We start from the raw sequence: 15287 nt of genomic DNA, 5'->3' as shown, positions 1-15287 counted from the left end.
GCGCACCCGTCCGGCGGGGCCGGGCCGATGAGCGCGCCGCTGTACCAGTTGAAGGCGGAGTTCTTCAAAACCCTGGGCCACCCGGTGCGGATCCGCGTCCTGGAGCTGCTCAGCGAGCGGGAGCACGCGGTGTCGGAGCTGCTCCCCGAGGTCCGGGTCGAGGCCGCCAGCCTCTCCCAGCAGCTCGCCGTGCTGCGGCGGGCCCGGCTCGTCGCCACCCGCCGCGAGGGCTCCGCCGTGATCTACGCGCTCGCCAGCCCCGAGGTCGCCGAGCTGCTCCGGGTCGCCCGGACCATCCTCACCGGTCTCCTCACCGACCAGGCCCAGCTGCTGGAGGACCTGCGGGCGAAGGAGCAGCGGCGCGGCCCGCAGGGGGCGGCCGCCCGCCGGATACGCCCCCGCACCTGACCTCCGTACGATATGCCGCGGGCCCGTACCACCACCCTTTCGGCGGCGGTACGGGCCCGGCCCGGTCACGGGATCACGGGATCACGGGATCACGAGGTCACGGGGTCTTCTTCGTGATCTGGAGGTCCGCCGTCGGCTTGCGGACCGTGCCGCCCGGCGTTCCCGTCGTACTGCTGTTGTTCGAGGACACCGGGTCCCGCGTCGACGAGTCGACCGTCGCCGTGTTCCGGATGTCCGAGCCGTCGCCCTCGTAGTCCGGTGCCAGCTTGACCCGGAAGACCCAGGTCGTGGAGGCGCCGGGGGCGAGCGTCGGCAGCGGTCCGCAGACCACCGAATCGCCCGACATGCACTCGTCGTCGGAGGAGACGAAGGTGAGTGCGGTCGGGAGTACGTCCTCGACCTCGACGTCCTCCGCCTGCGACGGGCCGTTGTTGGTGACCGTCACCTGGTATTCGAAGGTCTCACCGGGCGCGACCGGCGCCGAGGTGACCGGCCGCTTGACGATGCCGAGGTCCGCGGACGGGGCCGCGACCGTGCCGCCGGGGACGGTGGCCGTGTCGGTGTCGTTCTCACTCGCCGGGTCGATGTTGTCGGCGGTGACCTTGGCGGTGTTCAGCAGGTCGCTGCCGTCGCCCTTGTACGCGGGGTCGACGCGGACCGTGAGGACGTACTCGACGCTCTGGCCGACCTGGAGCGGGGTGGCCCGGCGGCAGTTGACGGCCTGTCCGGAGACGGTGCAGCCGGCGGGCGACGACGAGACGTACGTCAGTCCGGCGGGCAGTTCGTCGCTGATCCGGACGTTGAACGCGTCCGCCGACGGACCGTTGTTGGTGACCGTGATCCGGTAGTCGAAGGTCTGGCCGGGGATCGGGGACACCGTCCCGACGGCTTCCTTGGTGACCGCGAGGTCCGCGTACGGCTGGTTGACCGCGCTGCCGGGGAGTCCGGCGGCCGGGCTGGTGTTGTTCGACGGGACCGGGTCGTCGGTATCGCTGTCGACGACGGCGACGTTCTGGATGTCGGAGCCGTCACCACGGTAGTTCTGGTCCAGCCGGACCGTGAACAGCCAGGTCTTCGACGCACCCGGGGCGAGGGCGGGCTGCGGTCCGCAGCTCACCGTCTGCCCGGAGGCGGTGCAGCCGTCCGGTGAGGAGACGAAGGCCAGCGGGGCCGGGAGGACGTCGGATCCCCTGACGTTCACGGCACGTGACGGACCGTCGTTGGTGACGGTGACCGCGTACTGGAAGGTCTGGCCCGGCGCGATGACCGTGGAGGTCGTCGGCCGCTTGGTGACCCAGATATCGGCCTGCGGCTCGCTGACCCCGCCGGGCGGCAGCACCGGCGGCGAGGTGTTGTCCTCGGGGTTCGGGTCCTCGGAGTCGGAGGTGGAGGTCGCCGTGTTCCGCAGGTCGGTGCCGTCGCCGGTGTAGGCGTCGCTCAGCTTGACCTTGAAGGTCCAGGAGACGCTGTCCCCGGCGGGGAGCACCCCGAGCGGTCCGCAGGTGACCCGCTGCCCGGAGGCCGTACAGGGGTCGCCGGAGGAGACGAAGCTCAGCCCGGCGGGCAGATTGTCGGTCGCGGTGACATTCCGGGCGTCGGAGGGGCCGGTGTTCTGGACGGTGACCCGGTACTGGAACTCCTCGCCGGGCACGGTCGGACCGGAACCGATAGCCGTCTTGACGGTGTTGAGGTCGGAGACCGGGTCGAAGGGACCGGGCGGGGTCACCGGGCCGGTCTTGTTGTTGTCCGGATCGGGGTCCACCGCCTCGGAGGTGGCGGTGGCGGTGTTCCCGAGGTCGGAACCGTTGCCCTGGTAGGACGGGCTGATCCGGACGACGAAGGTCCAGTTCTTGGTCTCGCCGACGGTCAGCTCCGGTTCGGGACCGCAGGTGACGGTCAGTCCGGCCGCCGTACAGCCGTCGGCCGAGGACACGAACTCCAGGCCCTCCGGCAGGGTGTCCGTGGCCACCACGTCGCGCGCGACCGAGGGGCCGTTGTTCGTCGCGGTCAGGGTGTACGTCACCAGCCCGCCGGGCGGGGTGGCGGCCGGGGCCGCCAGTTGCGTCACCACACGGGCGGGCATCAGGGGTGCTGCCGCGGCGGCGCCGGACCACAGGGGTACGGCCGCGCCGGCCAGAAGGGCGGCGACCACGGCTCGCACCACGGGTCGCGGGCACCGCCGCCCTCGTCTGCTGCTCGGTCTCATCGCGTATCGGGTCCATTCGTCGGAGAGTCGGAGGGTCGGAGGGTCGGGGTGGTGGAAGGAGCCGGGGGTGCGGAAGCAGGGCCGGTCCCGGGGGCTGCGGGGGGGCTGCGGGGGGCTGCGGGGGTACGGTCCCGGGTCAGTCGGCCCGTTTGGCGAGCGTCACATCGGCCGTGGGCGGGGTGACGCGGCCGCCCGGCACACCCCCGGTGCCGCTGTTGTTGCCCGGCACCGGATCGGCGGTGGTCGCGGACGCGGTGGCGGTATTGCGCAGCGCCGTACCGTCCGCCGTGTACCCCGGGTCGATCCGGACCCGGAAAGTCCAGCTCACGGACGCGCCGACGGCCAGCGCCGCGGCCGAGGAGCAGTCGACCGTCTGCCCGGCGGCCGAGCAGGAGGGGTCGGCGGACGAGACGTACGTCAGAGCCGTGGGGAGGGTGTCGGTGATCTTGACGCCCCGGGCCACGGAAGGGCCGTTGTTGGTGACCGTGACCCGGTAGTCGAAGGTCTGCCCGGGAGAGACGGGCGTGCTGGTCACCGGCTGTTTCACGGTGCTCAGATCGGCTTGCGGCGCCGTCACTCCGCCCGGCGGGGTGACCGCGCCCGTGGTGTTGTTCGCCTGGTTCGGGTCGGCCACGTCGTGGCTGACGGTCGCCACATTGCCCAGATCGCTGCCGTCACCGGTGTAGGTGTCGGCGAGCTTCACCCGGAACGTCCAGGACTGGGAACCGCCCGCGGCCATCGTGGCCGCCGCCGGGCAGCTCACGGTCTGTCCGGAGGCCGTACAGCCGTCCGGGGAGGAGACGAAGGTCAGCCCGGCGGGCAGGGTGTCGGTGATCCTGACATTGGTGGTGGCGGAGGGGCCCGCGTTGCCCGCCGTGACCCGGTAGCCGAAGGTCTGCCCGGGGGTGATGGGCCCGGTGCCGATGCCCGTCTTCATCACCGCCACGTCCGCGACCGCGGTGACCGTGGTGGTCGTGGACGCGCTGTCGTTGGCGGAGTTGGTGTCGGTGCGGTCGGAGGGCGGGAAGACGGTGGCGGTGTTGGTGAGGGTGCCGGCATCGGGTGGCGCGGTGCCCTTGATGGTGTACGTCGCCGAGCCGTTGCGCAGCAGATCGGACGAGGCGGTGATGCTGTTGCCGCTGCCGGATGTCTGGACGCAACTGCTGCCGGTGGTCGCGGTACAGGTCCAGGTCACATTGGTCAGCCCGGGTACGGCGTCCCGCAGGACCGCGCCCGTGACGTCGTTGGCCGCGCTGTTGGCGACGGTGACGGTGTAGGTGACGGGGGTGCCCGCGCGGGCGGTGGCGGGGCTGCCGGTCTTGGTGACCGACAGATCCGCCGGAACGTTGATCTTGAGGTCGCCGATCTCGTGAATATTGGTGGCCAGTCCGGTGCCGCCGGAGAAACCGACCTTCAGAGTCGAGGGGAGGGCGGGCTGGTTGGCGATGCCGGAGACGTTGTAATCGGTGACGATCTGGTTGAGGGGGGTGCCGGGGCCGGTGTCGGACCAGATGGAGACGAGGGTCCGGCCGCCACTGGGGGTGACGGTGACCCTGACGGTGCGGTAGTCGCCGCGGCCCTGGGTCTCGACCGTGCCGCCGGGCCCGGCGGCCGACGTGCCGAAGCGGTAGCCGGTGGTGCCGTTGCCGCCGCCGCGCAGCACGATCCGGTTGGCCTGGGCGCCGGGGCCGCCGTTGCCGACGCCGTTGGAGGAGAAGTTGCCGAACTCGTCGAGTCCGATGCCGAGGAACGCGCCGGGGACACCGGAGCGGTTGCAGGGCGGACCGCCGCCGCAGGCGTAGCCGAGGCTGCCGCCGGGGGCGCCGGTGCCGTTGGCGGCGGAGCCGTCGGCGAGGAAGAAGGTGAGGCCGTCGCCGCGTTTCCCGTCGAAGGTGGTGCCGCCGTAGGTGGCGTACGTGAACTCGGCGACGATGCCCAGACCGGTGGAGAAGGTGTCGTTCATCTCCCAGCCGCCGGCCTGGGTGGTGGCCGCGCTGGTGAGCCGGAGCCAGCCGCCGCTCACATAGCTGGCGTTGCCGGTGAGGCTGCCGAGGTTGCCGACGGCGCTGTCGAAGGGCTCGTGGACGGGGAAGCTGAGCATGGCGCGGGGCGCCGCGGCACGGGCCGCGGCCTGAGTCGGCGGCGGGGCGAGCAGCAGGGCCAGGGTGGTGGCCAGGGCGAGGGAGAGTGCGGCCAGGAGCCGGCGGGGGTGGAGTCTCATGGGCGCGGGGCCTCCTCCGGGTCGCCCGGGAGTACGGGGGCGCGGAGGTGTCTGCGGGAGAGCAGGACGAGGGCGCCGCCGGTGGCCAGGGTGAGCCCGGCGGACCAGGGCAGCCAGCCCGGGAGGTCCTTGCCGGTGTGGGCGAGCTGGTGCGGTTGGTGCGGGGGCTTGTGGGGCTCCTGCGGAGGGCGGGGCTCGTCGGGCCGGTGGCCGGGGTGTTCGAGGTAGAGGGGTCCGCCGTCGGGGCCGGTGGTGCCGGGCCGGTTGCCGTTGTTGGCGGGCACCGGGTCTCGGGTCAGGGCGGTGACGAAGGCGGTGTTCTCCAGGGCGCAGCGGCTGTGCCCGGAGTGGTCCCCGCCGCCGCCTCCGCCGCGGGTGGTGGCGTCCTCACGGACCCGGACGACGAGGTCGTAGGTGACGGACTCCCCGGCGGGCAGCCGGTCCAGCACCGGGCAGACGACCGTGCGGTCGTCCTCGTCGGAGATCCGGCAGCCGTCCGGGGAGGACACGAAGGCCAGCACGGCGGGCAGCGGGTCGATGACGCGGACCCCGGCGGCCGTCGAGGGGCCGTTGTTGTAGACGGTGATGCGGTACGTGAAGGTCTCGCCGGGCGCCACGGTGTCGCGGCCCCGGGGGAGCTGCGCGGTCTTCGTCAGTGAGAGGTCGGCTTTGCCGGTGCCGCCGGGGACGGGGACGCCGGTGTGGACGGCGGTGTTGTTCTCCTCGTCCGGGTCCTCGGTGTCGGAGGTGACGGTGGCGGTGTTGGTGATGTCGGAGCCGTCGCCGGTGTAGTCGTCGGCGGGGCGGACGGTGAGCAGCCAGGTGTGGGTCTCGCCGACGGCGAGGCCGGCGAGCGGGCCGCAGGTGACCGTCTGCCCGTCGGCCGTACAGCCGTCGGAGGAGGAGACGAAGACGAGGGAGTCGGGCAGCAGATCGGTGACGACGACGTCCACGGCCCGGGAGGGGCCGTGGTTCACGACGGAGATGCGGTAGGTGTAGGTGAAGTCGGCTTCGGGCCCGACGGGCTCGGGGCCGTCCGGATGGGGGCCGGGGGCCTCGGCGCCCGCGGCCCCGGCGGTGGCGGTGGTGTCGCCGAGCCGGGCGGTGGCGGTGCCGTCGCCCGCCTCTGCGGCGGTGACAGTGGCGGTGGCGGTGGCTTCCGTGGCGGCTTCCCAGCGGACGGCGAGGTCGGCGCGGCCGGTGCGGGTGGCTTCGGCACGGCCGTTGCCGTTACGGCCCTTACCGGCACGGTCTCCGCCGGTACGTTCCTTACCTGTACGGCTCTTACCTGTACGGCCCTTACCCGTACCGTCCTTGCCCGTACGGGACTTCTCGGCGCCGCGCTCGGCCCCTTCCGTACCCCCGGCCCTGTCCGTACCCCCGGCCCTGTCCGCTCCGGAATCCGGCCGCTTGCCGGAGGCCCCCGAGGCCCCCGACGGCGGCACCGCACCGGCCTCGGCGGCCTCCGCCCCGTCAGTCCTGTTCGCAGCGTCCGCGATATCCGCAACGTTCGCGATATCCGCGACGCTCGCGGCGCTCGCGCTCATGGGTGAGGTCAGTGCGAAGAACCCCACTCCCAGCGCGCAGCAGACTGCAGTCAGACCGCTTTCGCGTCGGCCGCGCCGACGGCCCGGGGCGGGCCGTCGCCCAGGAATGCGTCTCATGAGTGGTGCCTTCCGTGATCACCGAACCTTGGTCCACGGACTGCTCACTCCCCCATGTGTGATCATTTCATCGGATAAATAGCGGCTAAGTACCTCTTACGGCTCTATCCATGACGCCCACTCAGGCGAAGGCGTTGAGCGCCACCTCGGCGGCGCGGGCGATCAGGGCGTCCTGGTGCTTGGCGCCCTTGACGTCCTTGCGGGACAGGACCGCGATCGCGATCGGCGCGCCGCCGGGGCGCCAGACGATCGCGATGTCGTTGCGGGTGCCGTAGCCTCCGGTGCCGGTCTTGTCCCCGACCTGCCAGCCGTCCGGCGTACCGGCGCGGATCACATTGTCGCCGGTGGTGTTCCGCTTCAGCCAGTCGGTGAGGACGGCCCGCTTCTCCGGCGGCAGGGCGTTCCCGAGGACGTACGTCCGCAGATCGGTGGCGAGGGCGCGGGCGGTGCTGGTGTCCCGGGGGTCGCCGGGAACGGCGTCGCTCAGCTCGACCTCGTACCGGTCGCAGCGGGTGACACGGTCACCGACGGACCGCAGCTCGGTCTGGAGCCCGCGGGGTCCGCCGAGTTCGTCGAAGAGAAGGTTGGCAGCGGCATTGTCGCTGTAGCGGACGGTGGCGTCGCAGAGTTCGCTCAGGGTCATGCCCTTGCCCTTGCCGACATGCCGTTCGGTGATCGGCGAATGCGGCTGGAGGACCTCCCGGCCGTAGGTGACGCGCCGCTGCATCTCCCGCAGGGAGAGCTTCCGGAGCATGGCGGCGGCGATGAACGCCTTGCAGGTGGAGGCGTAGGCGAAACGTTCGTCGGGCCGGTGGAGCACGGTGCGGCCGCTGCCGGTGTCGACGGCGAAGACACCGAGCCGGGCGGCGAACTCCTTCTCCAGCGCGGCGAAGGCACGGCCCGTGTCAGCGGCGGCGAGAACGGGCCCGCTCGCCGCCACCGAGGATTTGGCACCCTCCCCGGGTCCGTTCCGCCCGGCACAGCCGGTGAGCGGTACGGCCGCCAGACCGGCGAGGGCGGCGAGCGCGGCACGGCGGGGGAACCGGCCCGGGGGCGCGGCGGAAGCGTCGGCGGGACGTCCCCACCCCGGCTCCCACTCCGTGCCGTCGACGGAGTCATGTTTCTTCACCATATTCCACACCTTTCACAGCTTCTGCCGAGGGGCTGTTCGACACCCCGAGCAGACCAGCGGCTCCGGCGTTACGTCCAAGACCGATATCAGTCACAGATTCATCAAGAACAGATATCGTTGCTGTTCGTGGACCTGATCCGGCATGTCCAGTGCTTTGTCGCTGTAGCAGAGGAGTTACATTTCGGCCGTGCCGCCCAGCGACTGGGCATGGCCCAGCCGCCGCTGTCCCAGCGCGTCCAGCGGTTGGAACGGGAGCTGGGGGTACGGCTTTTCGACCGGACCACCCGCCAGGTCACGCTCACCAAGAGCGGCACGCTGCTGCTGGAGGATGCCCGGCAGCTGCTGGCGTCCGCGGAGGCACTGACGGCCACGGCCCGGCGCGTCCGGGAAGGCCGCAGCGGGCTGCTGCGCGCCGCGCTGCCCCCGGATATCGCCGGAGAGACGGTCGCCGCGGTCCTCGGCGGCTTCACCGGGCGCGGGCACGGGGTCGAACTGGAACTGCACGAGCTGTCGACGGCGGAGCAGGTGGACCGGCTGGCCCGGCACGAGCTGGACGCGGGCCTGATCCGCCACCCCTGCGATGTGACCGGACTCGAACTGGGCCCGGTGCTCCGCCACGATCTGGGCGTCCTGCTGCCGCACGACGCCCCGGCGGCCGGTTTCGACGCGGTGCCGCTGGCCGCGCTGGCCGGGTACGAGCTGATCCTGTTCCCGCGGGAGCTGGGCCCGGCGGTCTACGACGATCTGCTGACGACGTGTGCCCGGCACGGTTTCACCCCGCAGGCGGTCCGCCACGGCCGGGGGGCGAGCTTTACCCGGGGCCTGCTGTTGTCGCGGCGGGCGGTGGCGTTCGCGCCGCGTACCGAATCCGCCCCCGCCCCCTCCCCGCAAACGGTGTGGCGACCGCTGGCCGGGGCCCCGCTGGCCTGGCGGCACTCGGCGGCCTGGCCCCGGGGCCGGGGCGAGGACGCCGGGGTACGGGCGTTCGCCGATACGGTCACCGAGGCCCTCGGCCGTACCGCCGCATCCGACTCCGACGCGGCCGTACCGCCGCCCTCGCACCCCCTGCACCTGCGTCCCGCCGCGGAGTACTGGATTTGACCGAGCCGACATCGCACCCCCGTACGCCCCCGCCGCCCGGCGCCGGGGCCAGGATCGCCGCGGCCTTCACCGGGGCCGGGGTCACGGGCTGGCTGCACGCCCGTGACATCGACACCGGAGCCGAGGTCGATGCGGGCGCGGACCATCCCGTGGTGACCGCGAGCGTCCACAAGCTGTGCCTGCTGGTCGCGCTGCACGAGGCGGCGGCGGCCGGTCGGCTGGACCTCACCGAGCAGACGGAGATCCCCGCCCGGGGCCGCACCCCGGGGCCGACGGGTCTGGGCGCCATGCTCGACGGGGCCCGGCTCTCGCTGCGGGACGCGGCGTTCCTGATGATGAGCGTCAGCGACAACGCGGCGGCCGACGTCCTGCTGGAACGGGTCGGCCTCGACGCGGTCAACGCCACCACCCGGCGTCTGGGCATGCCGCGCACGGAGGCGGTGGAGACCTTCGGCTCCTTCCTCGGCAGCCTCCGCAAGGACGCGGGCCCCGCCGGGCCGAGGGCGTTCGCCGATCCCCGGGTGATCGCCGGCCTGCGCGCGCTGGACCCGGCCCGGACGAACCGCAGCACACCCCGCGATATGACGGCCCTGCTCGCCGCCGTCTGGCGCAACGAGGCGGGCACCCCCGACCACTGCGCGGCGATGCGCCGGATCCTCGGCCTCCAGGTCTGGCCGCACCGACTGGCTTCGGGCTTCCCCTTCGACGATGTCCAGGTCGCGGGCAAGACGGGCAGCGCGCCGACGCTCCGCAACGAGGTCGGGGTGGTCGCCTACCCCGACGGCGGCCGCTATGCGGTGGCGGTCTTCACCCGCGCGGCCAGCCCGGCGGCGACACTCCCGGCGGCGGACGCGGTGATCGGCACGGCGGCCCGGCTGGCGGTCGAATCCCTGCGGACCCCACCGCCCCCCTGACCGCCCCACCCGCCCGACCCGTCTGTCCGGCTGTCCGGCTGTCCGGCTGTCCGGCTGTCCGGCTGTCCGGTCATGGTGCCGGTGGCCGCTCCTGCGCCCGCTCGGCCGCCTCGGCCCACCGCTGCCGGATTTCGACGGGACGCTGGTGCCCGCAGTCCACTCGGGCGCCCGACCGGTCGTGGACGACGGCCTCGTAGCCGACGTTCACGCAGACGCTGACACCGCTGTCGTGGAAGACGACCTCGAAGGGCGCTTCGTCCGAGTCCTCGCTCTCCGGGGTGACGGTGGCGAGGGTGAACCGGTCCTCGGGGTTCATCCAGAAGTCCTCACCCAACGGCTCGACCCAGACACCGAGCACCTTGCCGGTCTCGTTGTTCAACCTGATCTTCGGCATGGCGGCAGCGTAGGGCCGTTCCGGAGGCCCCGCTCCCGGCGCTCCGGCATCAGGACATCATGGCGAGCAGCCCGAGCCCCGGTGCCAGTGCTCCGGGCTGGCCGAGCGCGTGGAAGTCGGCCTCGACCGCCGCCAGGTCGAGGACCCCGGCGCGTACGGCGTGGTACCGGACGAGCGACCACACGAAGACGTCCAGGTTGTCGAACTGCGTACCGTCCTCGATGACGTCCTCCTCGTGGAACCACACCGCGACCCGCCCGCTTGTGAGCACCACGTAGTAGTTGCCCCCTCCGTCGGCGCCTATGGACCACACGTCCTCGTCGGACAGCTCCGTCTCGTAGTCGGAGTCGAGGATCCGGCAGTCGTTGGCCGCGAACTCGAAGGCGTAGGACCAGTCGTGGATATCGAGGCACTGCGGCAGCGATCCGGCCCGGACCCTGCGGTCGTAGCCGGCCAGCGCGGCCGCGGCGGCGGCCGGGAGCCTGGCGAGGAACGGTTCCACCGGGCGCGTCGCCGCCGGGATGCCGACCCGCGGCGCGTCGGGGAACCAGCGCGCCAGATCTCCGTCCAGATCCCGCTCCACGTACCCGGTCAGTTGTTCAATGGTGAGAGACATGCGGTGAGGCTAGCCGTCCGCACCGACAGCGCCACCGGAGAACCGGGCCAGAGCCTGCGCTCGTTGAGGTCGTCCCTCCACAGGTTCCTCGCGACGGGGGCCGTTCCCGTACCGCCCCCGCTATCGACGGAAACGGCCGCGCACCGGCCCCGTGCTTCGGCCGGCCCCGGCCTGCATCCGGGGCCGCCCCTGGCCCAGCACCGTGAACCGGTCAGGCGCGCTCGTCCCACGGGCCCGCGGGCCGGTACCAGCGAGCCCCGGTCCCGGGGTCCAGGGCCCAGGCGTACTGCCGGTCGGGAGTGACGGTCAGCCCGTATGCATAGCGGTCGGGAGAGCCCAGTCGCGTCCACTCGCCCCACGCCCGGTCAAGGAGATCGGCCAGGCGCCGGGGCCCGCCCTGGGAGGCGATCGCCGTGGCGTCCCCTTGAGCGGCGATCACCGCCCAGGAGGCGTCCTGGTCATGGAGCCAGGCGTTCCAGCCGTCGGCGTCCTCCGCCACCGTGTACTGGAGCCCGGGCTCGGCGACGCGCAGCGCGAACCGGAGGTCCCAGTCGTCCCGCAACGGGGCGAGGTCCCGTGTCCAGGGCCGTTCGTCGTCGGGCTCGCCCGTACCGCGGACCTCGGTAAAACCCGGCTCGGTTCCGGACCCCATGGCGCGGTCGGGCATGAACTGCGCCAGGCCCTGGACCCAGCCGTGTGCCGAAGCACCGTCGTCCGCGACGTCGAGCGCGACGTGCCCGAGACGACCCCACGGAAAGACGATCCGCCCACCGGGGCGGGTCTGCGCGACCCAGGACCACGGGACGCGTTCAACGGCGTAGGTGGCAATGATCCGGTCGTACGGAGCGTTGCCGAGCGCGCCCAGGGCGCCGTCACCTGATTCGACCCGGATGCCGGGCGCATGGGTCAGGAGCCGGGCGCGAGCGGTCTCCCTCACCTCCGGGTCCATCTCGACCGAGACGACCCGGCCGACCCCGGCCCGCCTCGCGGCAAGCGCCGCGTTCCAGCCCGTCCCCGTCCCCAGCTCCAGCACCTGGTGCCCGGGTTCGAGGAGGAGGGAGTCGAGCATGTCGACGACGATGCCCTGACAGGACAGGCTCGATGTGGGCAGTCCCCCGGTGATCTGGGTGACCGCAGCCGCGTCGGGATGCGAGAAGAGAAGGTCCGCCCACCCTCCGGGCTCATCGGCACGGTCCACGGGAACGTAGGTATGGCCGTCCCATCGCCAGAGCCGCTCCGGGGCGAAGCGGTCACGAGGCAGGGCCCGTACGGCCTCCCGGATCCACGGCGCCCGGTCGGGCCAGGCCCCGCGCTCTTCCATGACCCGGTCGAGTTCCGCGCGCCTTGCGTCGAGCCTGTCCAGCCTGTCCATGTCCTACTTCTTCTTGTGCTTCCCGTCGGAGGGTGGTGGAGGAGGAACCTGTCCATCGGCGTTGCCGGGTGGTGGTTTGCCCTGGGACAGATCCGGTGGGGGCTTCTCGTGTTTGCCCATGACTACCTCCCGTAGAGATTGGGGTTCGTCATGATGGCGAACCATCTTCACACGCGCCAGAGGGATGGTTTCCGGCGCCGGCCAGAAAGGTGCCGGGTAATGAGAACACCTGTTTCTTCCGGCATCTCATGCCTGGACGGAGGCCGGGAACATTGACCGGATGCGGACGTGGACAAGTCTGCAAGAACCCGGGCAGTGGCACGGCAGGATTCGAAACACATTCGGGTTGGTGACAGTAGCAACGCCGGGCCGGGCCTCGTACCGGATGATCGCAACACCGCTGATGGCGGCGTCCGATTGGTTCCGGTCGCCCTGACCTAGCTGGAGGAACAGCCATGGGGGTCCCTGGCGATAGCAGCGGTCAGGCGTCGAACGCCTTCCGGGTGGCCTCGGCGAGCGCCACCCCAGCCACCACATTGAAGGAGCACCATGGCCAGCCGTACCTTCGGCCACACCACCGTGACCACGCCCGATCTCAATGAGCCCGGCCTGTACCTGTCCGTGGTCAAGTCGTTGGACAGTCCCCGCGGTGCCGTGCAGGATTTCACATACAGAGACGTGGAACTGCGCACGCTCGCCCTCATGGGAATCCAGCTCGTCACCGGCAGGATCTGCAACGTCCGTGCGAAGCACGTCGAACTCGACGCGCTGAATCTCCACGGTGTCGAGATCACCAACAGTGACCTCGGGTCGGCCCGCTGGAGCGGGAGCAAGCTCACCCGGGTGCACTTCCGCGACTGCAAAATCATGGGCGCCGCGATGGACGGCATGGTCCTGAACGACGTGCTGTTCGAGAAGTGCCGTTTCGACTACGCCGGCTTCGGGAATGTGCGTGTCGGCGGCCCCGTCGCGTTTGCCGGCTGCGCCTTCACCGAGGCCGTATTCACCGACTGCGACCTGTCCGGCGCCGTGTTCTCGGACTGCGGACTCCGGCTGACCGAGTTCGGCGGCGGACGGTACCAGGACACCGACCTGCGGGGCAACGACCTCTCGCAGATCCGAGGTGCCGCCAACCTGGCCAGGGTCCGCATCGAAACGGGGCAGCAGACGGACCTTGCCAAGGCCCTCGTGCACGAACTCGACATGACTATCGGAGACGGCTGACCAGGAGAGTCCGGTGCATCTGGCGAGGGCACTGGAAACGTACTTGCTGAACTACGGCTCCCACAAAGGCCAGGACAAGCCCTCAACCGCCGCGTTCTGGCTCGGCCGCCGGCCGACAGGGGCCGTGCCGTCTTTGATCTGAGCCCGGTGGCAACCAACATCCGTATGGACGGGAACGTCCTGGCCGAACCCCTGTTCTGCTACGGTCCCCGCATGTCCTTCTTCCGTGCATAGGAGTCAGCGCCGCCCGCGCCCACCGGGCGTGCCTCTCGCTGCCCATGCACGCTTTGAGCGCCGTTGAACCGGCGCTGTCTCCGAGGGACATCATCATGTCTTCGTCTTCCACCACGCCTTCGTACACCGCTGTGCTGCGTACTCGCCATGCCTGCCGTACCTTCGGCGCCGCCCTGCTGGGCCGGCTCTCCTACGGCATGGTCTCCCTGTCACTGGTGCTGGCGGTCAAGGAGTCCACCGGCTCCTATGCCGTCGCCGGGACCGTCATGGCGCTGTTCGCGCTGACCAGTGTCTTCCTCTCACCGACCCGGGCCGGTCTGGTCGACCGGTACGGGCCGCGCCGGGCCCTGCTCCCCATGGCCACCGCCTATGCGCTGCTCCTGACCGGGCTGGCGTTCGCGACCTGGTGGCCGGAGGCGTCCGGGGTGCTGCTGGGGCTCCTGGCGGCACCCGCGGGCGCTTGTACGCCTCCGCTCGGACCGGTGATGCGGACCTTGTGGAGCGACCTGCTGCCCGACCGGCGGCTGCTCCAGCGCGCGTACAGCCTGGACTCGGTCGCGGAGGAACTCCTCTTCGTCGCGGGTCCGCTGCTGGTCGGGCTGCTGGTGCAGATCGCGGCACCGTCCGCCGGTCTTGCGGTGAGCGCCGTACTCGTCCTGACCGGAACGCTCGCCCTGGTCACCTCTCCGGCGGCCCGCGCCTGGACCGTCCGGGAGAAGGCGCCCGCCGGACCGGCGGGGTCCTCCGGGGAACCCGTCCTGCGCGGTAACCCCGGGCTGCGCCAGGCGATCACCGTCTCGGCCGCGGTCGGCATCTGCCTGGGCGCGTTCGAACTCCTGGTGATCGCCTTCACCGACGCACACCACGAGCCGCAGGCGGTCGCCTGGGTGCTGGCCGCGCTCTGCGGCGGCAGTGCGATCGGCGGCCTGGTCTACGGCGCCCTCCCGTGGCGCGCCTCGAACCGGCTGCGGCTGGTGTTCCTCACGGTGCCGCTGGGGCTGACCCTGGCCGCGGCGGGCGGCTCGCCCCATCCGTACGTACTCATCGTCTGGGCGGCGCTGGGCGGCCTGTTCATCGCCCCGGCCATCACGACGGCCTATCTGATCGCGGACGAGTGCGCCGACCCGGCGAACCGCACCAGGGCGGGCGCTTGGGTCAACACGGCGTTCAACGCCGGTTCGGCGGGCGCGACGGCCGCCACGGGCCTGCTGGTGGGCCGCCTTCCGCTGTGGCTGTGCTTCGCCCTGGCCGCGGTCCCGGTGGTCCTGTCGGCGGCAACGGCGGTGCGGCGGGCCGGGCGGCCCGCTGCCGACACCGCGGCCCGGCCGGAGCCCGAGAGTGAGCGGGCGCCGGACGGGGAGCGGCAGGCGGCCGTCGTCAGCTGAGTTGCCCGTCCGGCCTTGGCCGGGTCGGAGTACGCAATGCGGTAGCTCATCCGGCGCTCCGGTACTCGTCGTCCCCGAGGTCCTCGGCAAAAGTGACCTCGGTGAAGTCCCCGGACCTGACGCGAGCGACCAGGGCCTCCTCGGCCTCGTCGTGCACGGTGGGGATGGTCATCGCCCACCGGACCAGGACGACCTGGAGCTGATCGGCCGGAACAGTCTCGATCTCGGCGGTGAACTGCGCGCGGAGTTCGTCGGGGAGTGCCTCATGCACCCCTTGGATGGTGGCCGGCACCTGCACGGCCCCGCGGTCATGTGCATGGTCAGATGATGCTTCGACGACGCCGTCATCCCGGCTTCTCTCTACGTACACCCGCGGTCTCGTGCCGGCCCATCGTAAGAGCCCGGCTCCCACGGCG

General features: G+C 71.7%; 13 protein-coding genes. 5 read left to right on the top strand and 8 right to left on the bottom strand.

Translation table 11 applies throughout. From position 1 onward, the window contains the following. Positions 1-27 precede the first annotated feature (27 nt). A complete protein-coding gene (locus tag ACIQ9E_RS10275; RefSeq protein WP_403704891.1) occupies positions 28-408 on the top strand; it encodes an ArsR/SmtB family transcription factor in 381 nt (126 codons plus the stop codon). 97 nt (positions 409-505) lie between these two features. Here the strand turns inward: ACIQ9E_RS10275 and ACIQ9E_RS10270 are convergent, their stop codons facing one another. From ACIQ9E_RS10270 to bla, 4 genes are all read right to left on the bottom strand, one after another. After that, complete coding sequence (locus ACIQ9E_RS10270; protein ID WP_403704888.1) at positions 506-2560, bottom strand: hypothetical protein; 2055 nt, start codon at positions 2558-2560, stop codon at positions 506-508. A 190-nt stretch (positions 2561-2750) separates the two neighbouring features. Beyond that, positions 2751-4835, bottom strand: coding sequence for a hypothetical protein (locus ACIQ9E_RS10265; RefSeq protein WP_403704885.1), 2085 nt, complete (start codon positions 4833-4835; stop codon positions 2751-2753). After that, a complete protein-coding gene (locus tag ACIQ9E_RS10260; RefSeq protein WP_403704883.1) occupies positions 4832-6382 on the bottom strand; it encodes a DUF11 domain-containing protein in 1551 nt (516 codons plus the stop codon). The genes ACIQ9E_RS10265 and ACIQ9E_RS10260 overlap by 4 nt, the downstream gene beginning before the upstream one ends. 238 nt (positions 6383-6620) lie before the next feature. Further along, positions 6621-7631, bottom strand: coding sequence for a class A beta-lactamase (gene bla, locus ACIQ9E_RS10255; protein WP_403704881.1), 1011 nt, complete (start codon positions 7629-7631; stop codon positions 6621-6623). A 126-nt stretch (positions 7632-7757) separates the two neighbouring features. Between bla and ACIQ9E_RS10250 the strand changes: the two genes are divergently transcribed. Together ACIQ9E_RS10250 and ACIQ9E_RS10245 are read left to right on the top strand one after the other, a co-directional pair. Then, positions 7758-8732, top strand: coding sequence for a LysR family transcriptional regulator (locus ACIQ9E_RS10250; RefSeq protein ID WP_403704878.1), 975 nt, complete (start codon positions 7758-7760; stop codon positions 8730-8732). Continuing rightward, the gene (locus ACIQ9E_RS10245) at positions 8729-9646 is read left to right on the top strand and encodes a serine hydrolase (protein WP_403704876.1); all 918 of its coding nucleotides are present in this window, start codon (positions 8729-8731) and stop codon (positions 9644-9646) included. Before ACIQ9E_RS10250 ends, ACIQ9E_RS10245 begins: the two co-directional genes overlap by 4 nt. A gap of 70 nt (positions 9647-9716) precedes the next feature. Here ACIQ9E_RS10245 and ACIQ9E_RS10240 read toward each other — a convergent pair whose 3' ends face one another. The 3 genes from ACIQ9E_RS10240 to ACIQ9E_RS10230 form a co-directional block, all read right to left on the bottom strand. Then, entirely contained in the window at positions 9717-10040 is a 324-nt protein-coding gene (locus tag ACIQ9E_RS10240) for a hypothetical protein (RefSeq protein ID WP_403704873.1), read from the bottom strand. Between the two features lie 49 nt (positions 10041-10089). After that, positions 10090-10656 (bottom strand): hypothetical protein, encoded by a 567-nt coding sequence (locus tag ACIQ9E_RS10235; RefSeq protein WP_403704870.1) that lies wholly within the window; start codon positions 10654-10656, stop codon positions 10090-10092. A gap of 211 nt (positions 10657-10867) precedes the next feature. Next, entirely contained in the window at positions 10868-12028 is a 1161-nt protein-coding gene (locus tag ACIQ9E_RS10230) for a methyltransferase domain-containing protein (protein WP_403704868.1), read from the bottom strand. A gap of 549 nt (positions 12029-12577) precedes the next feature. Between ACIQ9E_RS10230 and ACIQ9E_RS10225 the strand changes: the two genes are divergently transcribed. Continuing rightward, complete coding sequence (locus ACIQ9E_RS10225; RefSeq protein ID WP_403704865.1) at positions 12578-13252, top strand: pentapeptide repeat-containing protein; 675 nt, start codon at positions 12578-12580, stop codon at positions 13250-13252. 329 nt (positions 13253-13581) lie between these two features. Next, entirely contained in the window at positions 13582-14871 is a 1290-nt protein-coding gene (locus tag ACIQ9E_RS10220) for an MFS transporter (protein ID WP_403704863.1), read from the top strand. 46 nt (positions 14872-14917) lie between these two features. On the opposite strand, the gene ACIQ9E_RS10215 is transcribed toward ACIQ9E_RS10220, so the two are convergent. Then, entirely contained in the window at positions 14918-15142 is a 225-nt protein-coding gene (locus ACIQ9E_RS10215) for a hypothetical protein (protein WP_403704860.1), read from the bottom strand. Between the last annotated feature and the right edge of the window lie 145 nt (positions 15143-15287).

Source organism: Streptomyces sp. NPDC094448 (assembly GCF_044763775.1).
GTDB lineage: Bacteria > Actinomycetota > Actinomycetes > Streptomycetales > Streptomycetaceae > Streptomyces.
This window is presented reverse-complemented; position numbering and strand designations above follow the sequence as displayed.